23 protein-coding genes are annotated in these 23,793 nt (G+C 68.9%); 3 read left to right on the top strand and 20 right to left on the bottom strand.

The window, feature by feature from the left end:
- Position 1 precedes the first annotated feature (1 nt).
- On the top strand, positions 2–2,218 hold the full coding sequence (glgB, locus tag INT51_RS04870; RefSeq protein WP_193104077.1) for a 1,4-alpha-glucan branching protein GlgB: 2,217 nt from the start codon (positions 2–4) through the stop codon (positions 2,216–2,218).
- A 100-nt stretch (positions 2,219–2,318) separates the two neighbouring features.
- Here glgB and INT51_RS04875 read toward each other — a convergent pair whose 3' ends face one another.
- From INT51_RS04875 to INT51_RS22110, 3 genes are all read right to left on the bottom strand, one after another.
- Complete coding sequence (locus tag INT51_RS04875; protein WP_193104078.1) at positions 2,319–3,212, bottom strand: co-chaperone YbbN; 894 nt, start codon at positions 3,210–3,212, stop codon at positions 2,319–2,321.
- Between the two features lie 88 nt (positions 3,213–3,300).
- On the bottom strand, positions 3,301–4,389 hold the full coding sequence (locus INT51_RS04880) for a hypothetical protein (RefSeq protein WP_193104079.1): 1,089 nt from the start codon (positions 4,387–4,389) through the stop codon (positions 3,301–3,303).
- Positions 4,386–5,444: a hypothetical protein gene (locus tag INT51_RS22110; RefSeq protein ID WP_304502075.1), complete on the bottom strand. Its 1,059-nt coding sequence runs from the start codon at positions 5,442–5,444 to the stop codon at positions 4,386–4,388. The genes INT51_RS04880 and INT51_RS22110 overlap by 4 nt, the downstream gene beginning before the upstream one ends.
- Positions 5,445–5,613: 169 nt before the next feature.
- Between INT51_RS22110 and nucS the strand changes: the two genes are divergently transcribed.
- Positions 5,614–6,321 (top strand): endonuclease NucS, encoded by a 708-nt coding sequence (gene nucS, locus INT51_RS04890; protein WP_193104080.1) that lies wholly within the window; start codon positions 5,614–5,616, stop codon positions 6,319–6,321.
- A 32-nt stretch (positions 6,322–6,353) separates the two neighbouring features.
- The gene (locus tag INT51_RS04895; protein WP_193104081.1) at positions 6,354–7,616 is read left to right on the top strand and encodes an amidohydrolase family protein; all 1,263 of its coding nucleotides are present in this window, start codon (positions 6,354–6,356) and stop codon (positions 7,614–7,616) included.
- A gap of 41 nt (positions 7,617–7,657) precedes the next feature.
- On the opposite strand, the gene INT51_RS04900 is transcribed toward INT51_RS04895, so the two are convergent.
- The 17 genes from INT51_RS04900 to INT51_RS04980 form a co-directional block, all read right to left on the bottom strand.
- A complete protein-coding gene (locus INT51_RS04900; RefSeq protein WP_193104082.1) occupies positions 7,658–8,110 on the bottom strand; it encodes a DUF2550 domain-containing protein in 453 nt (150 codons plus the stop codon).
- A gap of 18 nt (positions 8,111–8,128) precedes the next feature.
- Complete coding sequence (locus INT51_RS04905) at positions 8,129–8,401, bottom strand: F0F1 ATP synthase subunit epsilon (protein WP_193104083.1); 273 nt, start codon at positions 8,399–8,401, stop codon at positions 8,129–8,131.
- The gene (gene atpD / locus INT51_RS04910) at positions 8,398–9,855 is read right to left on the bottom strand and encodes a F0F1 ATP synthase subunit beta (RefSeq protein WP_193104084.1); all 1,458 of its coding nucleotides are present in this window, start codon (positions 9,853–9,855) and stop codon (positions 8,398–8,400) included. The genes INT51_RS04905 and atpD overlap by 4 nt, the downstream gene beginning before the upstream one ends.
- A 53-nt stretch (positions 9,856–9,908) precedes the next feature.
- Positions 9,909–10,820, bottom strand: a complete 912-nt coding sequence (locus INT51_RS04915; protein ID WP_193104085.1) for a F0F1 ATP synthase subunit gamma — start codon at positions 10,818–10,820, stop codon at positions 9,909–9,911.
- A gap of 71 nt (positions 10,821–10,891) precedes the next feature.
- The gene (atpA, locus tag INT51_RS04920; RefSeq protein ID WP_193104086.1) at positions 10,892–12,514 is read right to left on the bottom strand and encodes a F0F1 ATP synthase subunit alpha; all 1,623 of its coding nucleotides are present in this window, start codon (positions 12,512–12,514) and stop codon (positions 10,892–10,894) included.
- Between the two features lie 82 nt (positions 12,515–12,596).
- The gene (locus tag INT51_RS04925) at positions 12,597–13,412 is read right to left on the bottom strand and encodes a F0F1 ATP synthase subunit delta (protein ID WP_193104087.1); all 816 of its coding nucleotides are present in this window, start codon (positions 13,410–13,412) and stop codon (positions 12,597–12,599) included.
- Between the two features lie 9 nt (positions 13,413–13,421).
- Positions 13,422–13,967, bottom strand: a complete 546-nt coding sequence (locus tag INT51_RS04930; RefSeq protein ID WP_193104088.1) for a F0F1 ATP synthase subunit B — start codon at positions 13,965–13,967, stop codon at positions 13,422–13,424.
- Positions 13,968–13,977: 10 nt separating this feature from the next.
- Entirely contained in the window at positions 13,978–14,208 is a 231-nt protein-coding gene (gene atpE / locus INT51_RS04935) for an ATP synthase F0 subunit C (RefSeq protein WP_193104089.1), read from the bottom strand.
- A 107-nt stretch (positions 14,209–14,315) separates the two neighbouring features.
- Positions 14,316–15,059, bottom strand: coding sequence for a F0F1 ATP synthase subunit A (atpB, locus tag INT51_RS04940; RefSeq protein WP_193104090.1), 744 nt, complete (start codon positions 15,057–15,059; stop codon positions 14,316–14,318).
- Between the two features lie 267 nt (positions 15,060–15,326).
- Positions 15,327–15,824 (bottom strand): hypothetical protein, encoded by a 498-nt coding sequence (locus tag INT51_RS04945; protein WP_193104091.1) that lies wholly within the window; start codon positions 15,822–15,824, stop codon positions 15,327–15,329.
- The gene (locus tag INT51_RS04950) at positions 15,808–16,932 is read right to left on the bottom strand and encodes a glycosyltransferase family 4 protein (protein WP_193104092.1); all 1,125 of its coding nucleotides are present in this window, start codon (positions 16,930–16,932) and stop codon (positions 15,808–15,810) included. Before INT51_RS04950 ends, INT51_RS04945 begins: the two co-directional genes overlap by 17 nt.
- Complete coding sequence (locus tag INT51_RS04955) at positions 16,929–17,957, bottom strand: L-threonylcarbamoyladenylate synthase (protein WP_193104093.1); 1,029 nt, start codon at positions 17,955–17,957, stop codon at positions 16,929–16,931. The genes INT51_RS04950 and INT51_RS04955 overlap by 4 nt, the downstream gene beginning before the upstream one ends.
- Positions 17,954–18,892, bottom strand: a complete 939-nt coding sequence (gene prmC / locus INT51_RS04960) for a peptide chain release factor N(5)-glutamine methyltransferase (protein ID WP_193104094.1) — start codon at positions 18,890–18,892, stop codon at positions 17,954–17,956. Before prmC ends, INT51_RS04955 begins: the two co-directional genes overlap by 4 nt.
- Positions 18,889–20,037: a peptide chain release factor 1 gene (gene prfA, locus INT51_RS04965; RefSeq protein WP_193104095.1), complete on the bottom strand. Its 1,149-nt coding sequence runs from the start codon at positions 20,035–20,037 to the stop codon at positions 18,889–18,891. Before prfA ends, prmC begins: the two co-directional genes overlap by 4 nt.
- Before the next feature lie 177 nt (positions 20,038–20,214).
- Entirely contained in the window at positions 20,215–20,427 is a 213-nt protein-coding gene (gene rpmE / locus INT51_RS04970) for a 50S ribosomal protein L31 (RefSeq protein ID WP_193104096.1), read from the bottom strand.
- 143 nt (positions 20,428–20,570) lie between these two features.
- Positions 20,571–21,554: a LacI family DNA-binding transcriptional regulator gene (locus INT51_RS04975; RefSeq protein ID WP_193104097.1), complete on the bottom strand. Its 984-nt coding sequence runs from the start codon at positions 21,552–21,554 to the stop codon at positions 20,571–20,573.
- A complete protein-coding gene (locus INT51_RS04980; protein WP_193104098.1) occupies positions 21,551–23,563 on the bottom strand; it encodes an aldo/keto reductase in 2,013 nt (670 codons plus the stop codon). The genes INT51_RS04975 and INT51_RS04980 overlap by 4 nt, the downstream gene beginning before the upstream one ends.
- Positions 23,564–23,793 lie beyond the last annotated feature (230 nt).

A 23,793-nucleotide genomic window follows, 5' to 3' on the forward strand; every position in this document is an offset into this window, starting at 1 on the left:
CATGGCTGACCTGACCGATCCCGTCCCGGCGAAGGTTCCCGGTTCCGTCATGCCGCTGGGGGTGCACGAGCTCGGTGCGACCGCCACCGGCAGCTATCACGATCCCCACTCCGTACTCGGAGCTCAGGAGTACGCCGACGGCGTCACCGTACGCACGCTCAAACCCTTCGCTCGCGCCGTCGAGGTGGTCCTGCCCGACGGCACCATCCACCCGATGGAGCACGAGTACGAAGGGATCTGGGTCCTCGCCCTCGACGTCGCCCACCTCCCCGCCTACCGGGTGCGAGTCACCTGGTCCAGCGGCGGTGCCCCGGTGGAGCTGGAGGAGCCGTACCGCTTCCTGCCCACCATCGGGGAGCTGGATCTGCACCTGATCCACGAGGGCCGCCACGAGGAGTTGTGGCGGGCCCTCGGTGCGCACGTGCGCACCCTGGACGAGGTTGACGGCACCGCCTTCACCGTCTGGGCGCCGAATGCGCGCGCCGTGCAGGTGATCGGCGCCTTCAACGAGTGGGAGGGGCGCGGCCACGCCCTGCGCACCCTGGGCGCCTCCGGCGTGTGGGAGATCTTCGTCCCCGGTATCGGCGACGGCGAGACCTACAAGTTCCGCATCCTGGGGGCAGACGGCACCTGGAGGGACAAGGCCGATCCCATGGCACGCCTGGCCGAGGTGCCGCCCGCGACCGGTTCGGTGGTCACCACGAGCACCTTCGAGTGGACCGACGACCATTGGCTCGCGCAGCGCGCCGCACAGGAGGCCGTCTCCTCGCGGATGTCGATCTACGAGCTGCACCTGCCCAGCTGGAGGCCCGGCCTGCGCTACACGGACCTGGCCACCGAGCTGGTCGACTACGTCACCGAGCTGGGCTTCACCCACGTGGAGTTCATGCCCGTCGCGGAGCATCCCTTCGGCGGATCCTGGGGCTACCAGGTCACCGGCTACTACGCACCGACCTCACGCCTGGGCTCCCCCGACGAGCTGCGCCACCTGATCGACATGCTCCACTCGGCCGGGATCGGCGTGATCATGGACTGGGTGCCCGCCCACTTCCCCAAGGACGAGTGGGCCCTGGGCCGCTTCGACGGCACGGCGCTGTACGAGCACGCCGATCCGCGTCGGGGAGAGCACCCGGACTGGGGCACGTACGTCTTCGACACCGGCCGGCACGAGGTGCGCAACTTCCTGGTCGCCAACGCCTGCTACTGGCTCGAGGAGTTCCACGTCGACGGCCTGCGGGTCGACGCCGTCGCGTCCCTGCTGTACCTCGACTATTCGCGCGAGGAGGGCCAATGGGTGCCCAATCGCCACGGTGGCCGCGAGGATCTCGAGAACATCGCCTTCCTCCAGGAGACCACCGCGACCGCGTACAAGCGGGCGCCGGGCATCGTGATGATCGCCGAGGAGTCCACCTCGTTCCCCGGGGTCACCCGCAGCACCGAAACCGGTGGGCTCGGGTTCGGATTCAAGTGGAACATGGGTTGGATGCACGACACCCTCGAGTACCTCGGCCAGGATCCGATCAACCGCCAGTACCACCACGGTGAGCTGACCTTCTCGATGGTCTACCAGTACTCCGAGAACTTCGTGCTCCCGATCAGCCACGACGAGGTCGTGCACGGCAAGGGGTCCCTGCTGCGCAAGGCACCGGGCGATGACTGGCAGCAGGCCGCCTCGCTGCGCGCCTACCTGGCCCTGCAGTGGACCCACCCCGGCAAGCAGCTGATCTTCATGGGCAGCGAGTTCGCACAGGGCACCGAATGGTCCGAGCAGTCAGGCCTCCCCTGGTGGCTGCTGGAGTACCCGACCCACCGCGGCACCCAGCAGCTGGTCAAGGACCTCAACGACCTGCAGGCCGAGCTGACCTCGCTCTACGAGCGAGACCAGGAGCCGGGCGGTTTCGAGTGGTTGATCGGGGACGATGCGGGCCACAACACGATCTGCTTCGTGCGGCGCAACCACGCCGGGGATCCGGTCGTGGTGGTCCTGAACTTCTCCCCGCAGCCGTGGCTCGAGTACCGGGTGCCGCTGCCCGAGGCCGGGAGCTGGCTCGAAGTGCTGAACTCGGACGCCCCGGACTACGGCGGCAGCGGGATCGGAAACCTGGGCCGGGTGCATGCGGAGGCTCTGCCCCTGCACGGCCGCGCCCACTCGGTGCGCCTGACGGTGCCGCCGCTGGGGGCAGTGATCCTCGTCCCGGAGCGCCTGCGGGACGGCTGAACCGTCTCGCACCGAGACACCCGCGCACGCCGAACGGCGGATCAGAGCAGCTCGTGCTCTGATCCGCCGTTCGGCGTCCCGGGTCGGGCGTCCGGCGCGGTCAATACAGAAGGTTCGCCAACCGCTTGCGGGCCGCGGGGACACGGGGATCGGCAGGCCCGGCCACCTCGAACAGCTCCAGCAGTCTGGCGCGGAGGGCGTCCTTCGACTCCTGGTCAGCACCGCGCAGGTGATCGAGCAGACGGGTGAGCGCATCGTCGACGTGGCCACCGAGCATGTCGAGATCGGCCACCAGCAGTTGCGCCCCGAGGTCGGTCGGCTTCTGCGCGGCATCCTGGCGGACCGCTGCCGCGTCGATACCCTGCGTGCGTCGCATCAGCGACACCGTGGCGAGGCCCGCCTTGGCCTCGACATCGGCCGGGGTCTCGGACAGCTGCGCCTCGTAGGCGACGACGGCGGCGTCCAGATCTCCGCGTTCGATCGCCTCGTAGGCTTCGGCGATCAGCGGAGGCATCGGTTCCTCGTCCGGCGCATCCTGCGCGGCCTCGCCGGCACCGGTGGTGTCCAGGCCCTGCTGCTGGGCGAGCTCGAGCACCTGACTGATGAGGTTGTCGACCTCGGCGTCGGGCAGCACGGACTGCACCACCGGCTGCATCTGGCCGAGGATCAGCAGCAGCAGGGTGGGCAGCTGCTGGACCCGCAGCGCGGAGGCGACTCGCTGCTGGGTGTCGGCGTCGACGATCGCCAGGCGGATCGCTCCGCCCTGGGCGTCGACGGCGCGACGCAGGGAGGCGAGGAACTGCTCCCCCTCGGCGACCCGCGAGCTGGTGACGAGCATCAGGGTCGGGATCTGCTGCGAATCGGCGACCAGCTGCTCGAGGCCCTGTTCGGTGACGGCCACCTCATGCGCGGAGGGTGTGCCTCCACCAGCGGCCGAGGCGCCGGCGGGCTGCTTCAGCGCGGCGAGGTCGATGATGCCGTACGGATCGGTCACAGGAAAGCTCCTTCGACGAGGTCGGGATGCGAACAGTCTAGGGAGTTCGTACGACCGGCGCTCGCAGCCGCCGTCGCGGCGTGCTGGATCACTCCCCGCTGGCACCCAGCGTGGTCAGGGTGGCGGCGATCGGCTGGATCGGCTCGCCGGAATCCTTCGCCGGGATGAACAGCGCCACGTGGGCGCCGTACTTGCGGATGTACTCCTTGGTGAACTCCTTCTTGCCGATCACCTTGGTGTACAGATTGTCGTCGCCGTACCGCATGGTCGCGCCGTCCTTGATGGACACGGTGCGGGTGGACAGCAGGGTCCCGATGACGATCGCGCCGCCGTCATCGGTGCGCAGCCCCACGAACTCCTCCTCCTTGACCGCGTACGTCTCCCGGATGGTCGCGGCCTCGTCCTTCTCCACGCCCCCGTTCAACTCGGTGCGCTCGGTCTGGATCTGCTTGTGCCGCTCGGTCTGGAAGGGGTCGGCGGCGAGCAGGCCGTCCGGATTGGCACGATCGCCGTCGGTCAGCACCGCGGCGTACAGCTCAAGCGCGGCAGCCGGAGCCATGACCAGGTCCTCGGCGTCCAGCGCGACCTTCTCGGCGCCCACGACCTCATTGGGCACGCTGGGCATCTCGATGCCCACGGCCTGCTGCGCCCAGCCCCAGCTGGTGTACGGAGACTGCGCATCGGCCTGCTGCAGGGCCATGAAGAAGGGCACCCCGTCCTCGGCGGAGTCCTCGACCAGAGCGATCGCCATGCGCGGGAACTCGGTGGTGACCGTGGTCATCGGCACCTTCAAGGTGTCGCTGGGCACGCTGAGGAACGTCGCCCACTCCTCGGCCTCGTCGATCATCGCGTAGGCCGCCTTGCGGAAATCCGTGGCGGATCCGGAGACACGGGGCGCGAGCTTCTTGACGTCACGCGCCTTGTCAGCCGCCACCACCGCGGCGTTCACTTCGCTCACAGAGGTCGTGAACTGCTCGGCGGTGTTCACCGGGGTCGGCTCGCCGGCCGCGGGCCCCTCGGGGGGCGCGGGCGGGGTCTCCGGCTCGGACGCGCACGCGGCGAGCAGTCCGGAGGCGAGCAGGGTCCCCGCTCCGAGGAATACGCCACGGCGGGCGACGGGTCGGCTGGTCATCTGGATGTCCTTCCACGCGGGCCGGCGCAGGGTCTGGCGGGTCATCGGGGGTCCTCGCTGCTGAAGCCGTTCTCATCCGTCGTCGGGTCCGTGTCGTCGCTGACGACGTCGAGAGTCTCGGTGACATCCTCCGAGTGCGCAGACGACTCGGCGGGCTCCGTCTCGGCGGCACCGTCGTCCAGGTCCGCGGTGGCGACCGGTGCAGCGGCGCCGGGGACGGTGTGGACCGGGTCGTCCTCCGTGTCGAACTCGTCGGCAGAGGAGTCCTCACCGGTGGAACCATCCACGACGGAGTTGTCGGCCACGGCGTGGTCGGCTACGGCGTCGTCGGCCACGGCGTCGTCACCGGCGTGCTCGACCGCGACGGCGGAGCTTCCCTCGCCGTCCTCCAGCTCGTGGGGCTCGTCCTCGCCGTCGCGGCGGCGACCGCCGAGCGAGACGACCAGCAGGACCAGGCCGATCACAGCGATCGCGGCACCACCGGCGTAGGCGAACGGCACCCACTCGTTCTCGTCCTCGACGGGCCAGGTGATCGTCACGGAATCGGCGCCCGGCGCAGTGCCGTCGGTGACGATGAGGATCGCACGGTAGACCTGCTTGTTCTCGTCATGCTCCCCCGCGGCGAAGTCGGCGACGTCCAGCGTGTACGGCGTGGGCTTCGTGTCCACGGTGCGCCACAGGTCGGAGCCGGTCGGATCGCTCAGCTCGGTAGCGCCGTCCGGGTTGACCTCCTGGGTGCTGAGGCTGGTCCAGTCGCTCGCACCAGTGATCCGGGTGTACCGGGTCTCCGCGAGATAGGCCTCGATGTCACTGTTGTCCGCGGTGATGAGGGAGACGTCCGAGGCACCCTCGATGGTCACCTCACCCTCCATGCCGCCGACGTACAGCACGCCCGGGTCGATGACCACGGCCGCGCCGGGATCTCCGAGCTCGACCGTGGCGGTGGTCTCGGTGGCCGGCGCCCAGGTGGTCTCGCCGAGGCGGCCCAGGACCAGCCCGATCAATCCGATCAGGACCAGGAGGACGGCAAGGAGTCGTTGCACGATGGGGTGCTCCTTCAAGGTGGCCCGGAAGCGGGCCAAAGCGGTGGACCTGTCCACGATAAGTGTGCGGGGAGCGTCGCGACAGGGCCGCGTGACCATGTCCACCCAGGTAAAGAGGGCCTCAACCGCGCCCCATGGGCGTTCGCGTCCCATCTCTCCTGCTCCCGGATTCCGCCCCGGGGTCGCGTCGTCAGTTCCACCGGGCCAGGTGTCGTACCCTGTCGGGGTGCGTCTCGTCGTTGCTCGTTGTTCCGTCGACTACACCGGTCGACTCACCGCCCACCTCCCGTTGGCCCCACGATTGCTCATCGTCAAGGCCGACGGCAGCGTGCTGATCCATTCGGACGGAGGCAGCTACAAGCCTCTGAACTGGATGAGCCCTCCCTGCACCCTGCGCACCACCACGCGCAGTGCCGAGGAGGCCGCCGGCGACCTCGAGGGTGAGTGGCTCGAGCAGTGGGACGTCGTCCACGGCAAGTCCGGCGATCGCCTGCGGGTACGCCTGCACGAGACCTTCTCGGACTCGGCCCACGACCTCGGCATCGATCCCGGCCTGCAGAAGGACGGCATCGAGGCTCACCTCCAGGCCCTGCTCGCCGACAATATCGAGACCCTCGGCACCGGCTGGTCGCTGGTGCGCCGCGAGTACAGCACCGCGATCGGCCCGGTCGACATCCTCGCCCGGGACGCCGACGGCGGCTCCGTGGCCATCGAGATCAAGCGGCGCGGCGAGATCGACGGCGTCGAGCAGCTCACGCGCTATCTCGAACTGCTCAATCGCGACCCCCTGCTCTCCCCGGTGCGCGGCATCTTCGCCGCTCAGGCCATCAAGCCCCAGGCCCGCGTGCTCGCCGGCGACCGCGGGATCTCCTGCGTGACACTCGACTACGACGCCCTGCGCGGCATCGACGACGTCGACTCACGCCTGTTCTGACCCGCCGGCAACCCCACCCTCCAGGAGTTCCCTTGTCCACCGCCGCGTCCCCGGATCACTCCTCCGCTCCAGGCCGGTCGGCCTCCTCCCCCACCGCTGTTCCCGTCGAGCTCGCCGTGCACGGCACCGCGGTGCTCGAGCAGGGCGTGGTCCCCGATGCCCTGATCCTCCTCGCCGGCGGCGACATCATCTGGTCGGGGCCCGCAGCCCACGCCCCCGCGTATGCGGCCCAGGAGTCGCTCGCGCACGACGGCCTGATCCTCCCGGGGCTCGTGGACCTGCACTGCCACGGCGGCGGCGGGGTCTCCTTCCCGGACGCCACCACGGCGGAGGAGATGCTCACGGCGGTCCAAGAGCATCGCCGCCACGGCACCACTTCCCTGGTCGCGTCCCTCGTCACCGCCGACGCCGCCACCCTGCGCCAGCGTGTCGGCGATCTCGCGCAGCTCGCGGCCGACGGGGAGATCGCCGGCATCCACCTCGAGGGGCCCTTCATCTCCGTCGCACGCCGCGGGGCGCAGAACCCTGAGCACATCACCGGCGGCAACCCGGATCTGGTGCGGGAGCTCTCCCAGATCGCCGGGGGCGCGCTCGCGACCATGACCGTCGCTCCCGAGGCCGAGGACGCCGACGCCGTGATCGAGGCCCTCTCCGAAGTGGGCGCCGTCCCCTCGCTCGGGCACACCGACGGCTCGAGCGCGCAGTTGACCCGGGCCGTCGCGGTCTCTCGCGCGGAGCTGCGACGAGAGCGCGGCCGCTCGGCCCTGCCCACGGCGACGCACCTGTTCAACGGGATGCGTCCGATCCATCACCGCGATCCGGGCCCCGCTCTCGCGGCGCTCGACGCCGCCTCGCGCGGAGAGCTCGTGGTCGAGGTGATCGCCGACGGCGTGCACCTCGACGCCCGGACCGTCGCCCATGTCTTCTCGGTCGCCGCCGAGGATTGCGTGATGCTGGTGACCGACGCGATGGCCGCGACCGGGATGCCCGACGGGCAGTACCGGCTCGGAGCCCTGGAGGTCACGGTTCAGGCCGGGGTCGCGACCCTGACCGGCGAGACCTCGATCGCCGGAGGTACCGCGCACCTCCTGGAGGTGGTGCGTCACGCTGTGCTGGAAGCGGGCGTGGATCTGGTGCTCGCTGTCCGCGCGGCCTCCGTGGTCCCGGCCTCGGTGCTGGGCCTGCAGGATCGGATCGGCTCACTCGCAGCGGGCCGTCGCGCCGATGTGCTGCTCGTGGATGCGCAGTGGAACCCGGTCACGGTGTACCGCCATGGGGTTCGCGTCGACGACTGAGGTGGTCCACTGCTGAGCTGGTAGAGCCCAACACCCTCAGCTCAGTCGGCGTCGCCGATGACGAGACCGGTCGGCGCTCCCTCGATCCAGGAATTCATGGCTGCGCCGGAAGCGAGGTCGACGATCGCGAGGATCGTCCGGTCCCCTCGCAAGGTGAACTCCACGAGATAGGAATCCGCATCGCCCTCGGTCCGTGAGGGCAGCCGCCGTCGGGAGACGTCGAGGATCGCGGAACGGCGGATGACCACCTCTGGTCGCACCCGGACCGAGAACGCACGGAACCAGCGCAGACGGTCAGTGCCGAACCGCATCATGCCGTGCTGCCAGCTCGAGCCGCCCACCAGTCCACGGCGCTGCAGCGAGCACTCGAAGGCGCCGCGCTGCCGCGAGAGCGCCACCTGCCGGCCGACCAGCACAAGCGCGAACATCAGTGCCAGGACGACGAAGAGCATCCCGATCCCCGCGAGGAGGACCGGGATGCTCATGTCGATCATGGACGGGCTATGCGCCGCTCAGTGATCCGAGTCGAGTCGCTCGGCGTCATCGACACCGATCGTGACGACGTCGGAGTCGACGGAGACGAAGCCGCCCTGGACCGCGCGCTCGGCGACGGATCCGTCGTGGTCGATGATCCGCACCTTGCCCTCGCCGAGAACGGCCAGGGTCGGCTGCATCTGAGGCAGGATGCCGATGGAGCCATCGACCGCAGGCACGACGACCTGCGCTGCCTGGCCGGACCACACGGTGCGGTCGCTGGTGACGAAGGTGACCTCGAGGGTGCTCACGCCCCGAGCTCCTTCTGGATGCGGTGGTGGTTCTCCATGACCATGTCGATGCCACCGACGTTGAAGAACGCCTGCTCCGTGATGTGGTCGAACTCGCCATCGCAGATGCCCTGGAAGCCCTCGATGGTGTCGCGCAAGGAGACGTCCGAGCCATCGACGTCCGTGAACTGCTTGGCCAGGTGAGTGTTCTGCGAGAGGAACTGCTGGATGCGACGCGCACGCGAGACCGTGACCTTGTCCTCCTCGGAGAGCTCATCCACACCGAGCATCGCGATGATGTCCTGCAGCTCCTTGTTGCGCTGGAGGATCTGCTTCACGCGCACTGCGGTGTCGTAGTGCTCCTGGCCGACGTACTGCGGGTCCAGGATGCGAGAGGTCGAGGTCAGCGGGTCGATCGCCGGGTACAGACCGCGCGAGGCGATCTCACGGGAGAGCTCGGTGGTCGCGTCGAGGTGGGCGAAGGTGGTCGCCGGCGCCGGGTCGGTGTAGTCGTCCGCCGGCACGTAGATCGCCTGCATCGAGGTGATCGAGTGACCACGGGTCGAGGTGATGCGCTCCTGGAGCACACCCATCTCATCTGCCAGGTTGGGCTGGTAGCCCACCGCGGAGGGCATACGGCCCAGCAGCGTGGAGACCTCCATGCCCGCCTGGGTGAAGCGGAAGATGTTATCGATGAACAGCAGCACGTCCTGGCCCTGCACATCGCGGAAGTACTCCGCCATGGTCAGTGCGGACAGCGCCACGCGCAGACGGGTGCCGGGCGGCTCATCCATCTGGCCGAAGACCAGGGCGGTCTTCTCGATGACGCCGGATTCGGTCATCTCCTCGATGAGGTCCCAGCCCTCACGGGTGCGCTCGCCCACGCCGGCGAACACGGAGACGCCGTCGTGGTTGTTGGCGACGCGGTAGATCATCTCCTGGATGAGGACCGTCTTGCCGACGCCCGCGCCGCCGAAGAGGCCGATCTTGCCGCCCTGCACGTACGGGGTGAGGAGGTCGATCGACTTGATGCCGGTCTCGAACATCTGGGTCTTGGACTCCAGCTGGTCGAAGCTCGGCGCCTTGCGGTGGATGGGCCAGCGCTCGGTGACCTCGAGCGTCTCGCCCTCGGGAAGGTTCAGCGCGTTGCCGACGGTGTCGAACACGGTGCCGAGGGTGACGTCGCCGACGGGCACCGAGATCGGGGCGCCGGTGTCGGTCACGTCCTGGCCGCGGACCAGGCCGTCGGTCGGCTTCAGCGCGATGGCGCGGACCATGCCGTCGCCGAGGTGCTGCGAGGTCTCGAGGGTGAGGACCGTGGAAGCGAGTCCGGCGCCGCTGGCCTCGATGCGTGCGTGGAGCGCGTTGTACATCGCCGGGATGCTCCCGGGCGGGAACTCGATGTCGACGACGGCGCCGGTGACACGCGCGATACGACCGGTCGCGGTGGTGGTGGCGGGAGCTGTGGTGGTCATGTGCGTTCTCTCCAAGGGGTCGGGCCGGCGCTCAGGAGCGCGGGGCAGAGGTCTCAGCGTTCGGTGCGCCCGGATCCGGAGAGGGAGTCGGCGCCGCCGACGATCTCCGTGATCTCCTGCGTGATCTCCGCCTGACGAGCGGTGTTCGCCAGGCGCGTGAACTTGTCGATCTGGGTCTGTGCGTTGTCCGTCGCGCTCTGCATGGCGCGCTGGGTGGCGGCATGCTCCGACGCCATCGACTGCATCAGCAGATTCACGATGCGGGACTGGACGTATCGCGGGATGAGTTCCTGCAGGGTCGTCTCCGCATCGGGAGCGAACTCGTACAGCGGGAAGGAACCGGAGTCGTGGTTCTGGCCGTCCACGAGCTGCATCGGCACCAGGCGGCTGGCCCGGACGACCTGCTTGAAGCGGCTCAGGAAACGGGTGCCGACCAGATACAGCTCATCCAGGTGCGACGCCGGGTCCTCCGAGAGGAGGTCGCCGGTGAGGTCCCGGGCGATCTCCTGTCCGAGGGATCCGAGCGTGTCCTCGCTGTACGGCGCCCAGGAGCGGTGCGGCGGGCGGTTGCGGAAGCGGAAGTACGCCTCCCCCTTGCGACCGACGACATACAGGACCGGTGTCTTGCCCTCTTCCCTCAGGGTGTTGGCGAGCTCCTCGGCATTGCGGATCGCATTGTGCGAGTACGACCCGGTCATGCCGCGATCCGCGGTGATGAGCAGGATCGCGACGCGACCGCTCTGCGCACGATCGGCTTGGAGGAACGGATGCTCCGCCTCCTGCGAGTGTGTCGCCACGGCACCGATCGCCTGCGTGAGCGCGTCGGCGTACGGAGTCGTCGCAAGGACACGAGCATGTGCCTTGGCGATGCGCGTTGCCGCGACCATCTCCTTGGCCTTGAAGATCTTCTTCATGCCCTGAGCGGACCCGATCCGCTGCTTGTACTCCCTCTGCTGTGCTCCCATGTCTCTCCTCGTACGTGGCGATCGATCGGCGTCCGTCGTGCCCGCCGCGAAGGGCGGGCACAGTGATCGGATCAACCGCGGACGATGGTCTCCTGGTCGATGTCTTCGTCCTCGAGGCTCGAATCGACGTCGTTCACCGGGGTCTTGCCCTTCCCGGCGAGGAAGTCCCTCTTGACCTCGTCCAGGATGCTGGACAGCTCCTCCTCGGTCGAGGACTCGAACTTCTTCGAGCCGCGGATCGCCTCGAGCACGCCGCCGTTGTGGCGAAGATGCTCCAGCAGCTGCGATTCGAAATCGCGCACGTCTTCCAGATCGATGTCGTCGAACTTGCCCCGGGTTCCGGCCCAGATCGAGACGACCTCCTCCTCCATCGGGAAGGGCGAGCTCTGGTTCTGCTTGAGCAGCTCCATGAGGCGGGCGCCGCGGTTCAGCTGCTGCTTGGACGCGCCGTCCAGATCCGAGGCGAACATCGCGAACGCCTCGAGGTCGCGGAACTGCGCGAGGGAGATCTTCAGCGTTCCCGAGACCGACCTCATGGCCTTGGTCTGGGCGGAGCCACCCACCCGCGAGACCGAGACGCCGACGTCGACCGCCGGGCGCTGGTTCGCGTTGAACAGGTCCGACTGCAGGAAGCACTGTCCGTCGGTGATCGAGATGACGTTGGTCGGGATGTAGGCGGAGACGTCGTTCGCCTTGGTCTCGATGATCGGCAGACCGGTCATCGACCCGCCACCCATCGCGTCCGACAGCTTCGCGCAACGCTCCAGCAGACGGGAGTGCAGGTAGAAGACGTCACCCGGGTAGGCCTCACGGCCCGGCGGACGGCGCAGCAGCAGCGAGACGGCGCGGTACGCCTCCGCCTGCTTGGAGAGGTCATCAAAGACGATGAGAACGTGCTTGCCCTCGTACATCCAGTGCTGGCCGATGGCCGAGCCGGCGTAGGGGGCGATGTACTTGAAGCCAGCCGGGTCGGAGGCCGGGGCCGCCACGATGGTGGTGTACTCCAGGGCGCCGGACTGCTCGAGGGTCGAGCGCACCGAGGCGATGGTCGAGCCCTTCTGGCCGACTGCGACATATATGCAGCGAACCTGCTTGTCCGGGTCGCCGGACTCCCAGTTCGTCTTCTGGTTCAGGATCGTGTCCAGCGCGATGGCGGTCTTGCCGGTCTGGCGGTCGCCGATGATCAGCTGGCGCTGACCGCGGCCGATCGGGGTCATCGCGTCGATGGCCTTGATCCCGGTCTCCAGCGGCTCCTTGACGCTCTTGCGCTGCATGACGCCGGGCGCCTGCAGCTCGAGGGCGCGACGACCGACGCTCTCGATCGAGCCGAGGCCATCGATGGGCGCTCCCGTGGGGTCGACCACGCGACCGAGATAGCCGTCGCCGACCGGGACGGAGAGGACCTCGCCGGTGCGACGAACTTCCTGACCCTCCGCGATGCCGGCGAACTCGCCGAGCACCACGACGCCGATCTCACGCAGTTCGAGGTTCAGCGCCAGTCCCAGCTCGCCGTTCTCGAAGCGGACCAACTCGTTGGCCATGACGTTGGGCAGGCCCTCGACGCGAGCGATGCCGTCGGCCGACTCGGTGACGCGGCCGATCTCCTCGCGGTCGGTGGAGCCTGCCTGGTAGGTGGACACCGAGGTGTCCAGGGCGTGCCGGATGTCCTCCGGACGGATCGTGAGCTCAGCCATCGCGGTGCTTCGCTTCCTCTCGTGGTCCCGTCGCTGCGGGAAGTGATGTGGGGTGCTGGGGTGAGTGCCGCGGCCGGAGCCGTCAGGACTCCAGGTGTTCGCGTGCCTTGGCCAGGCGTGCGAGGACGGTTGCGTCGTAGAGGTCGTCTCCGACGTGGATGCGCAGACCGCCGACGACGTCCGGCGAGACCTCGAGGTTCATCTGCACCTCACGCCCGTAGATGCGCGCGAGCACAGCACCGAGGCGGGACTGCTGGGCCTCGTCGAGAGACCGCGAGGTCTCCACCACGGCCAGGAGGCGGCTGCGACGCTCAGACGCGAACTCCGCGAACTCGCGCACACGGCGCGAGGGCTTCTGCGCGGTGGGCCGCGACACGGCGCGGGCCGCGAGCGCCACGGTGAGCCGATGGGCTCGGCCCTCCAGCAGCGAGCGAGCCACGGCCCCGCGCGCCGAGGTATCCCCGCGCGCATCGTCGAAGCTCGAGGACAGCTCCGCGCTGTCATCGATCAGGCGGGAGAACTGGAACAGCTCCTCCTCGACCTGGGCGAGGCAGCCCTCGTGCTCGGACTGCTCGAGCAGAGCGATCACACCCAGCCGTTCGAGGGCCTCGAGGATGTCCTCCTGCTCGGACCAGCGCCGACGCACGACCTCGAGCGTGAGGGAGAGGGCCGTGTCGCTGACCTTGCCGGTCAGCAAGGTGCGCACTGCCGTCTCCTTCACCTCGCCGCCGCGACCGGAGTCGCTCAGCAGACGCACGAGCTGATTGCTGGAATCGATCGCATCGGCGATCGCGAACAGTTCGTCCGCGGTGCTGTCCAACGAGGGGTCGCGCGTCGCGAAGACGGGCTGGGCCTGCTGGACGACCTCGTCGAACGAGGTGGAGGAAGTTCCTCGCATCACTGGTCCTTATCGGGTGGCGGACTGGTTCGACTCGAGGTCGTCCAGGAACCGGTCGATCACGCGGCGGGAGCGCTCGTCATCGGTGAGGGACTCCCCGACAATCTTCGATGCCAGGTCGCTGGCGAGAGAACCGACCTCGCCGCGCAGCTCGGTCGAGGCGGCGATACGCTCGGCACTCAGCTGCTGACGCCCAGCCGTGAGCACACGGTCCGACTCGGATTCGGCGCGGGACTTGGCCTGGTCGACGATCTGCTGACCGTCCTGGCGTGACTTCTCGCGGATGCCGGCGGCTTCCTGCCGGGCAGCTGCGAGCTCCTGCTCCTGCTGTTCGCGGAGCTGATCGGCCTGCTCTTGGATCTTCTCCGCGTGGCGAATGCCGCCTTCGATCTTCTCGGCACGTTCGTCGAGCACGGCGTTCATGCGGGGAAGCACGAACTTCATGAAGACGAGCGCGAAGATCACCAGGAAGATCAGCGACCAGACGATCTCCTGCGGGAGAGGGATCAGCAGTCGCCAACCGGGAACGGCGCCTTCTGCTTCTGCCAGAATCATGGATTCTGCCTCAGACGAAGATCAGGCCGGTGACGATGGCCAGCAGCGCGAGGATCTCGGTGAAGGCGACGCCGATCAGCATCGTGGTCTGCAGCTGCGAGCGCATCTCGGGCTGGCGGGCCTGCGCCTCGGCGGTCTTGCCGACGAGGATGCCGAGGCCGATACCGGGGCCGATGGCGGCGAGGCCGTAACCGATGGTGCCGATGTTGCCGGTCACCTCAGCGAGAATCGTGGGCTCCATGGGTGTTTCCTTTCGTTGTGCCGCGTGGGGCGACGATCAGTTCTGGGGGTCGAGGTGGGCTGGTGCCCGCGAGGAGGGTCCGTCAGGACCGGCATCCCGCAGGGAGGTCAGTGCTCGTCACTCGTGGCGAGCTGGATGTACACCGCGGTCAGCATCGTGAAGATGAAGGCCTGCAGTGCGGCCACGAAGATCTCGAAGCCGTAGATGCCGATGGCCATCGCGCCGGCGAAGGGGCTGATCGCGATGAGCCAGCCGCCGGAGAACAGCAGCGCGTGCGTCATGCCGATGAAGACCACGATCATCATGTGGCCGGCGACCATGTTGGCGAGCAGTCGGATCGTCAGCGAGGCCCAGCGGATCACGACGACCTGCAGCAGCTCGATCGGGATCAGCAGGATGTAGATCGGCCAGGGGATGCCCGGGGGCATCGTCTCGCTCTTGAGGTAGCCCAGGAAGCCGTGCTTGCGCACGCCTGCCGTCACGTAGGTGACGAAGGTCCACAGGGCGAGCAGCAGCGGCAGACCGACCACCGAGGTGCCCGCGAGATTCAGACCGGGGATCACCCCGGCCAGGTTCATCGACAGGATGAAGAAGAACATCGTGATGAGCATCGGGGCGAAGCGCTTGCCGTCCTTGAGCCCGAGCGTGTTCGCGATGATGTTGTTGTTCACGAAGTCGATGACCAGCTCGACGACGCTCTGCACACGACCGGGAATCAGCTTCGATCGGGACGCGATCAGGCACATGGCGATCAGGACGACGGCGAGAATGATGAGCCGCACGAGCTGGACGCGGTTGAACTCGAACCAGGTCCCCTCGAAGAGCAGGGCCTCGGGGAAGAACTCACCCAAGGTGGGGATGTGGAAGAACGAATCGCCCTCTGCGTACAGCGTAGGGCTGAGGTCTGCGGTGTTCAGCTCGATCTCCCGTGGTCGTATGGCCTGACGTAGCAGCGTCGGCCGTGGCCGTCATAACGATCGTGACCGACCCGGGTGCGGCCACCGTGCGTACGGCGATGGACGCCGCGTGAGCGTTCCGGGTGGTCGATCAGTGGTCGAACTCGCTGCGGTAATGCACCGTGATCAGCGGTCGAGCACCTCCGAAATCATAACAGAGAGTCACGCTGAGCTCTCATCCTCGACGGCGCCTGCGACCGGCTCCACATCCAGTGACTGACGGGACCGTGCAAGCAGAACGGCCTCGACCGCTATGGCCGACACCGCGCCGACCAGCAGTGCTAGTCCGATCCATCGCGTGGAGACGGCGTCCATGTCCCGGACGAGGACCAGGACGAGGATCACAACGAGCATTTTGATCGCCCACGTGCCGAGCACCGTCGCCGCCATCGTCACCGGGGTCAAGCGCTTCCCGGTCATGGCGATCGCCACCGTCGGCAGGACGATGACCAAGGTGAGCCCTGCGCCGATCAGCGCGCCGTTGACGGCAGGACCGTCAGCGCTGAGCACGGCGACCGCCAGGACGATCCCGTCGAGCACCAGAGCGACGACCAGGGCGATGATCGTGGCCCGTCGCATGGCGCGGTCACCCACGGCGCGTCGGCGGGGCTGCGGCCGGCTCTGCGCAGGCGTGGCGGAGTTGTCAGGGTGAGGGGACATCGGAGTCCTTCCGGTGGCGGCCAGGGCGCCATCTCAGCGGGTCGAAGGTCAGCAGGACGGCGAACAGCAGGCCGCATACCCAGAAGATCACGACGGCCTGGGTGGAGAGCACCAGCGGGAGCAGCAGACCCACCGAGATCACGACCGTCCACATGTACATGATCAGCACGGCGGTGCGCTTGGAGTGGCCCAGGCGCAGCAGGCGGTGGTGGAGATGCGCCTTGTCGGCATGGAACGGGGACTTCCCCGAACCGATCCGGCGCACCACCGCGAGGGCGAAGTCCAGGAACGGGATCACCATGACCCCGATGGGCAGCAGGATCGGCAGGAACTGGCCGAAGAAGTCCGCTCCCGAGAGTCGAGCGGGGTCGACCTGGCCGGTCACGGCTATCGTGCTCGCGGCCAGCAGCAGTCCCAGCAGCATGGATCCGGAATCGCCCATGAAGATGCGGGCCCGAGTCATGTTGTGCGGCAGGAAGCCCAGACAGGCGCCGATCATCACCGCGGTCAGCAGGGCGGCGAGCGAGGAATAGTCGGTGCTCGAGGCATTGCGCGTGAGCGTGTACGCGTAGACGAAGAACGCGGAGCCGCCGATCGCCATCACGCCGGCCGCGAGCCCGTCGAGACCGTCGACGAAATTCACGGCGTTCATGCAGACCACCACGACCAGAACGGTGAGGATCAGGGCCGAGCGTTCGGACAGGATGGTCACCCCGCCGATCGGCAGCGTCACGAGGCTCACGCCCTGCCAGGCCAGCAGCATGGCGGCCAGTATCTGCCCGGCGAGCTTGGTCATCCAGTCCAGATCCCATTTGTCATCAGCGGCGCCGAGCAGGCACACGAGCCCGCCGGCCGCGAGGATCGCCCAGGGCTGGCGCCCGTCGCGGAACAGACCCTCGAGGAACGGGACGTTGCTCGCGATGAGCATCGCGACCGCCACACCGGCGAGCATCGCCAGGCCACCCAGGCGCGGCGTCACCGCATCGTGCACGTCCCGATCACGCACGGCGGTCATCGCTCCGGCGCGACGGGCCAGCAGTCTCACAGCGGGTGTGACCAGGTAGGTCACTGCTGCGGAGACCAGCAGGATGAAGAGATAGATCCTCACCCGGCAGTGTTCCCCGAGCCGGGGCCGTCGCGCCCCTCGGGAGCAGCAGACGTGGGCGGCTCGGCGGCACTCGTGGGATCAGTCGCGGAGGTCGTCGAGAGCTCCACGAGGTCAGGCTCGGAGGGGAGGTCCAGCACGCCGGACGTCTCCGCGGCGGGGTTCGCCGGGGAGATGCCGGGCGCCGCCGAGGTGGTGGGCTCCTCAGCAGCCACGGAGTCTTGGGGGTCGACAGCAGGTGAGTCCGTCTCGGAGGGGAGGTCGAGCGACCCCTCGGCCGGGGCGGATGCACCGGAGGAAGCGGCGTCCGGGTGGTCCGTGGAATCGGCGTCGGGATCCGACGAGTCGGTTGCCGTCGCCGGCTCCTCCTCGGGGTCCTCCGGCGCGGGGGCGGTGAAGATGTCGCCGACGACCGCGATGATCTGATCCGCGCTCAGCGCACCCTCGCGGACGATCTCGGCGGGCTCGACGGTGGTGTCCAGGATGGTGGATCCGGTGCCGATGCGGGCCGGGCCGCCATCGAGGTACTCCTCGACGGCATCGCCGAGCTGCGTCGCCGCATCGAGCACGGTGAGCGCTGCGGGCTTGCCATGGCGGTTGGCGCTGGAGACGGCGAGCGGGCCGGTGCGGCGCAGCAGTTCGAGAGCGATCTCGTCATCCGGCATGCGCAGGGCGACGGTCCCGCCGGTCTCCCCCAGGTCCCAGGTCAAGGAGGTCTGGGCCTTCAGGATCAGAGTGAGCGGGCCGGGCCAGAACTCCTCGGCCAGTTGTTCGACGTAGTCGGGGAGGTCGACAGCGAGGGCGAGCAGCACGGCGTGGTCCCCGACCAGGACCGGCGGTGGGACGTCGCGACCCCGGCCCTTGGCCTCGAGCAGTGCGCTGACCGCATCCGGGGTGAAGGCGTCGGCCCCGATGCCGTAGACGGTGTCCGTCGGCAGGACGATCAGCTTTCCGTCGCGGACGGCGTCGGTCGCGGCCGCCAGGGCGGCCTCGCGGGATTCTGGGTTCTGGGTGTCATGCACGCTCACCGGGTCAGTCTCTCACTTCCAGGGTTCGGAGCCCCGTCCGCACGGCGCGCGACCAGGAAGCGGTCACGACCGGTCAGGTCCGGGGCTGTGCTCAGATGGTCGAAGCCGCCGATCAGTGCTGCGGCCTCTCGGGCGGATCGGCCCTGGACGTCAGCATGCTCCATGACCAGCAGACCCCCCGGTCGCAGCAGGTGGGAGGCCCAGGAGATCACCGCGCGCGGCACCTCCAGGCCGTCCGCACCACCGCCGAACAGTGCGCAGTGCGGATCATGCTCGAGCACCTCGGCATCGCGCGGCACGGCCTCAGGCGGGATGTACGGCGGATTGGAGAGTATCGCGTCGACCCCAGCGGCGGCCTCCAGTTCGGCCAGCGGACCCTCCTGCGCGGGCACGCCGCCCGGCAGCCGGGCGGTCAGATCGGCCTGCAGCACGCGGCCGCGGCCGGGACCTGCCCTCTCGAGGTTCTCCCGCGCCAGGGACGCCGCAGCGGTATCGATCTCGACCGCCAGCACCCGAGCCTGCGGGAACTCGTCGAGGACGGAAGCCGCCAGGGCGCCGCTGCCGGTGCACAGGTCCACCACGGTCTCCACGGCCCCGGTGGCGTGCTCGCGCAGCAGATCCAGGGCGAGCTCGGTCTCCGGGCGCGGGATGAAGACCCCGGGCCGCACGGTGAGCATGAGGCGCCGGAAGGGGGCGCGGCCGAGGATCAGCTGGAGGGGCTCACGGCGTTCACGGCGCCGCGTGAGCTCTTCGAGTTCGCGGGCGAAGCCGGCAGGGAGCTCGTCGAGCATCACGAGGGGCTGGCGCGTCCCGGCGGCCGCAGCGATCAGGGCACGGGCATCCACGCTGGGCGAGGGCACCTCTGCCCGCCCCAGACGCTCAGTGGTCTCGGCCAGCGCCGTGCGCAGGAGGAGGCGGGTGTCGGAGGCACTCATCCGCGGTTGTCCCGGACAGCGGAATGCTGGGCGTCCTCGAGGCGAGCGGCGCGTTCGGCGTCACGGGAAGAGGCGATGAGGTCGTCGAGGTCCCCGGAGAGGACCTGGGACAGGTTTCCCGCCTTGTACCCGGTGCGGTGATCCGCGACCCGGGACTCGGGGAAGTTGTAGGTGCGGATGCGTTCGCTGCGGTCGACCGTGCGCACCTGGGAGCGACGGGCCGCAGAGGACTGCTGCTCCTGCTCGGCCCGACGCGCGTCCAGCAGTCGCGTGCGCAGGATCCGCCGTGCCTGCTCACGGTTCTGGAGCTGGCTCTTCTGGTCCTGGCACGAGACCACGAGCCCTGTCGGCAGATGCGTGATGCGTACGGCGGAGTCCGTGGTGTTCACGCTCTGCCCGCCGGGGCCGCTCGAGCGGAACACGTCGATGCGCAGGTTCGCCGGCGCCATCGCCTCGGCGAGGAGCTCACCCTCGTCGGCCTCATCGGCCTCGGGCAGCACCAGCACGCCGACGGCGGAGGTGTGGATGCGACCTGCCGATTCGGTCACGGGCACCCGCTGCACCCGGTGCACCCCGGCCTCGTGCTTGAGGTGGGCATAGACGCCGTCGGCAGCGGCGGTGCCCGAGCGCGCGGTGATCGCAGCGGTGACGTCCTTGAAGCCCCCGAGATCGGAGTCCGCAGCGGTGAGCACCTCGACGCGCCATCCCTTGCTCTCGGCGTAGACGCGGTACATCCGCAGCAGGTCCGCGGCGAACAGCGCTGATTCCTCACCGCCGGCGCCGGCCTTGATCTCCAGGATGACGTCGCGCGCATCGTCGGGGTCGCGCGGGGCGAGGAGGTCCTCGAGGCGCTCGCGCTCGGCCATCAGGCGGGCGGCGAGCTGCTCTGTCTCCTGGGCGAGCTCGGCGTCGCCCTCCCCCAGTTCGGCGAGCTCGTGGGCGGTGTCGAGATCTGCGGCCGTCGTCTCGATCTGCGCGGCGGCGCGCAGCACCGACTCCAGCTCGGCGTAGCGCCTGCCGATGCGTCGGGCACGCGCCGGATCGTCGTGCAGTGCGGGATCGGCCATCGACTCCTGGAGATGGGCATGTTCGAGGCGCAACGGGTCCAGACGATCGTGGCGATCGCCCGCGCTGTCCTCGGCCATGGTCATCCCCTCGGTGTCGAACCGGTCCCGGTGCGCGCACGACGCACAGATCACCCCTATGCACGACGACGCCGGTGCACGCCCTGGGGCGCGCACCGGCGTCGGAGACTGAGCTCAGGTGTGCGCTGAACTGCTCGATCTCCTACTGCTCGTACCTCGCAGCACGTCGATCGTAGATCAAGCAGGCTTCTTGCCGTAGCGGGCCTCGAAGCGGGCCACGCGGCCGCCGGTGTCGAGGATCTTCTGCTTGCCGGTGTAGAAGGGGTGGCACGCGGAGCAGACCTCGGTGCTGATCGCACCGTCGGACTTGGTGCTGCGGGTGGTGAACGAGTTGCCACAGGTGCACTTCACCGTGGTCTCGACGTACTCGGGGTGAATCTGAGCCTTCATGTCTCTCCTTCTCGGGGTCGCTGGGTCGGTGCCCGGCCGGGCATCGTGAACCAGAACCGACGTCACAGTGTGCCATGGAACGTCACCCTCCCGCGAGGGATCCGGATGCGGCGTGCGCAACATCGCGGGCGACGTCAGCCCGCTCAGGTCGACCCGCGGACCTCCAGGCGGTAGGGCACCAACCGATGCGCCCCAGCCCCACTCAGTGGTGCCGCCCCCGTGAGCATCTGTGCCACCAGGTCCACGGTCTCCCGGGCGACGGCAGGGATGTCGATGCTCAGCGTGGTCAGCTCCGGAGTCACGAGCGAGGCGATCTCCAGGCCGTCGATGCCGACGAGCCGGACGTCACCGGGCACCTCGACACCCATCGACCGCAGAGTGCGCAGCAGACGCACCGCGAGCTCGTCGTTGAAGGCGAGGAGGGTGTCGGCCCCTGCAGCGAGGACCGTCTCGAGGGAGGCGCGATGCCCGGTGCGGGCGTCGACCTCGTAGATCGGCACCTCGCCGTCCACGGTGAGCGTCCCCAGGGCGTCCGCGAGAGCGAGGGCGCGACCACCGATGGGCCCTCCTGCCAGGTCGAGCACCACCGGTCGACGCGCGCCCGATTCCCGGAGGTGCGCCACGAGCTCCGTGATCGCCTGCGCCGGGGCGAGCTCCACGACCCCCGTCTCGTCGACCTGCTCCGCAGAGCCGTCCAGTCGCACCACGGGCATGCCCGCGTTGCCCCGGATCCCCCCGGTGAGCACGCCGTAACCGACGATCGCATCGACCCGACGAGCGAGCTCACCGGCGACCCCCTCGGGACGGGGCGCGTGCTCGGCCTCGGCCAGGACCACGTTCCAGCCGTGCGGGGCGCACGCCCGCACCACGGCCGCACCGAGCTCCGCGAAGTACGCATTGGACAGGTCCATGACGACGAGCCCGAGCGTGATGGGTCCCTGTTCGACCAGCCCTCTCCCGAAACGAGAGGGCCGGTAGTTGAGCTCCGAGGCAGCACCGAGCACCCGTGCCCGGGTGGCGGCGCTGATGCCGGTCATGTCGTTCATCGCGCGCGAGACCGTCTGCCGGGAGACCCCGGCACGCTCCGCGACGTCGATGATCGTGGGCCGGCGCCCCGAGGAGGTCACCTCGACGGCGCCCGCAGATCGAGCCAGGCGAGATCGCTCTCGGAGAGCTCCACACCCAGGCCCAGCGTCGAGGAGCGCATCTCGGCGATGCTGCGCGGGCCGAACAGCGGGAACGTCGGGAACTTCTGGTGCAGCACGAAGGCCAGGGCGATCGCGGTCGCCGGGACGCCCCGCTCCTGGCCGAGAGTCTCCGCTCGGGCCAGGCGCTCGAAGTTCTCGTCGCTGTAGTAGCAGCGCACCAGTTCCGCGTCGGAGCGGTCCTCGGGGTGGGCGCGTCCGGTGAAGAAGCCGCGGGCCTGCGAGGACCACGGGAGCAGGGCGATGCCGCGCTCCTCGAGCCACGCCTTGGAGTCGGAGTCCGTGGCGTGGACGCAGCCGGCCCACGGTACGTCGAGCGCCTCGGCGAGTCCGAAGTGGTTCGACAGAATGGTGAACCCGGTACGACCGTTCGCGCGGGCGTATTCGTTGGCCTCGTCCACCCGAGCTGGTGTCCAGTTCGAGCCGCCATAGGCGCGGATGCGGCCGGCGCGCAGGTGCTCGTCCATCACGTCGACGAACTCCCCGACCGGGATCTCCGGATTGTCGCGGTGCATCATGTAGAGGTCCGCGTAGTCGGTGCCCTGACGCTCGAGGGACTCGCCGAGCTGGCGCGTGATCGACTCCGGGTCGCAGTGCGGGGTGTGGGCTCCCTTGGTGATCACCACGACGTCCTCGCGCACGCCACGGTTCTGGACCCACTTCCCGAACAGCTTCTCGACGTATCCGCCGCCATAGATGTAGGCGGTGTCGAACGTGGTGCCGCCCATCTCGTAGAAGGCATCGAACATCGCCGAGGCATGCGCCAGGTTCATCTGGTTGTCGCAGCCCATGACCAGGCGGGAGACCTTCTTGTCGAGTCCTGGGAGGGACCCGTAGGCCATCGCGGGGCCGACCTGGACGCTGCCGGGTGCCAGCGGGCGACCGGTGAGGGTGGGGATGTCGGCGTCATCTGCCTCGAAGGCGAAGCGCAGGCCGATCTCCTCGCGCCAGAGATCCAGCGCGCGCGCCTGGCCGAGGGAGTTCTCCGGGGTGACCTCGGGGACGACTCCCCCGTCGCGCGCCGCCCGGGCGAGGGCGTCGGCCTCCAGTGCGTAGGGCGACGCTGCAGGGATCTCGAGCCGCTGAGGCTCTTGTCCGACCACGTCGAGCTCGATGACCTGCTTCTCGCCCAGGCCCCAGGGGTCCTGCATGCGGATCACGCCACGGGAGCCGGTGATGGTCGCGGACTGCGGATCTGCCAGACGCACACCGGTGCGCAGGCTCGCGGTGATTCCGCCGGGGAGGGTGACCTCGGCGGTGGCCCACTCATCCACCCCGGTCTCCCCGATCGTGCCGCTGCCGTGCAGCGCGGTCGGGTCCGCAAAGGCCTTGCCCTGCGCGGCGCCGGCGACGAAGCGGGCGAAGGACAGCGGGTAGCAGCCGACGTCGAGGATCCCGCCGCCCGCCGTGGCGGGGTCGAAGAGGCGCCCGCTGCGACCGCCGGTGTCGAAGGCGAAGGAGGCGTCGATATGGGTGACCTCGCCGATCGCACTCTCGGCGACGAGCTCGAGGACCCGCACCGTCTGCGGGTGGAAGCGATACATGTATGCCTCGAGGAGGACCTTCCCGCTGCGCGCCGCGAGATCGGTCAGCGCCATGGTGGTGCCCGAGTTCGGGGTCATCGGCTTCTCGCAGAGCACGTGCTTGCCGGCCTCGAGTGCGGCTGCGGCCAGCGCCGCGTGGCCGGTGTGCACGGTGGAGATGTAAACGGCGTCGACGTCCGGCGAGGCGAGGACCGTCTCGTAGTCACCGATGAGCGCCACCCCCTGCAGGGGGAACTCCTCGGCCAAGGCCTGTGCGCGTTCGGGCGAGGTGCTGCCGACGGCGACCAGGACGCCCTCCTGCGAGGACGGCAGCTGGGAGGCGAAACGGCGCGCGATGGAGCCGGGGCCGAGCACGGCCCAGCGGAACGGGGTGGAGGTGGTGCTCATGGAGACAGCGACGTCCTTCGGGATCGAGTTCGGTACGGGTCGTGAACGTTCACGATTGCTCCACGCTATCCCGCCCGAGACCGTCCCACAAGGCCATTCCGCCGAGCCGCCCCACCGGACACCCTTCGACCGCCCGGGGCGTCCAGATGAACCCATGCCGCGTGATCGTTGACGCACAGCGGTCGCGATGACATGATCTGCGTCACCCGTGAACGTTCACGGTACACGAC

This window comes from Brachybacterium sp. FME24 (assembly GCF_014897705.1).
GTDB lineage: Bacteria > Actinomycetota > Actinomycetes > Actinomycetales > Dermabacteraceae > Brachybacterium.

Excerpts from the sequence above, each read along its gene's own strand:
- INT51_RS04930 (WP_193104088.1), bottom strand. The coding sequence starts at position 13,967 with ATGATTCTGGCAGAAGCAGAAGGCGCCGTTCCCGGTTGGCGACTGCTG.
- glgB (WP_193104077.1), top strand. The coding sequence starts at position 2 with ATGGCTGACCTGACCGATCCCGTCCCGGCGAAGGTTCCCGGTTCCGTC.
- atpD (WP_193104084.1), bottom strand. The coding sequence starts at position 9,855 with ATGACCACCACAGCTCCCGCCACCACCACCGCGACCGGTCGTATCGCG.
- INT51_RS04980 (WP_193104098.1), bottom strand. The coding sequence starts at position 23,563 with ATGAGCACCACCTCCACCCCGTTCCGCTGGGCCGTGCTCGGCCCCGGC.
- INT51_RS04925 (WP_193104087.1), bottom strand. The coding sequence starts at position 13,412 with ATGCGAGGAACTTCCTCCACCTCGTTCGACGAGGTCGTCCAGCAGGCC.
- INT51_RS04880 (WP_193104079.1), bottom strand. The coding sequence starts at position 4,389 with ATGACCCGCCAGACCCTGCGCCGGCCCGCGTGGAAGGACATCCAGATG.
- prfA (WP_193104095.1), bottom strand. The coding sequence starts at position 20,037 with ATGGCCGAGGACAGCGCGGGCGATCGCCACGATCGTCTGGACCCGTTG.
- rpmE (WP_193104096.1), bottom strand. The coding sequence starts at position 20,427 with ATGAAGGCTCAGATTCACCCCGAGTACGTCGAGACCACGGTGAAGTGC.
- INT51_RS04915 (WP_193104085.1), bottom strand. The coding sequence starts at position 10,820 with ATGGGAGCACAGCAGAGGGAGTACAAGCAGCGGATCGGGTCCGCTCAG.
- INT51_RS04945 (WP_193104091.1), bottom strand. The coding sequence starts at position 15,824 with ATGTCCCCTCACCCTGACAACTCCGCCACGCCTGCGCAGAGCCGGCCG.
- atpA (WP_193104086.1), bottom strand. The coding sequence starts at position 12,514 with ATGGCTGAGCTCACGATCCGTCCGGAGGACATCCGGCACGCCCTGGAC.
- INT51_RS04900 (WP_193104082.1), bottom strand. The coding sequence starts at position 8,110 with ATGATCGACATGAGCATCCCGGTCCTCCTCGCGGGGATCGGGATGCTC.
- atpE (WP_193104089.1), bottom strand. The coding sequence starts at position 14,208 with ATGGAGCCCACGATTCTCGCTGAGGTGACCGGCAACATCGGCACCATC.
- prmC (WP_193104094.1), bottom strand. The coding sequence starts at position 18,892 with ATGAGTGCCTCCGACACCCGCCTCCTCCTGCGCACGGCGCTGGCCGAG.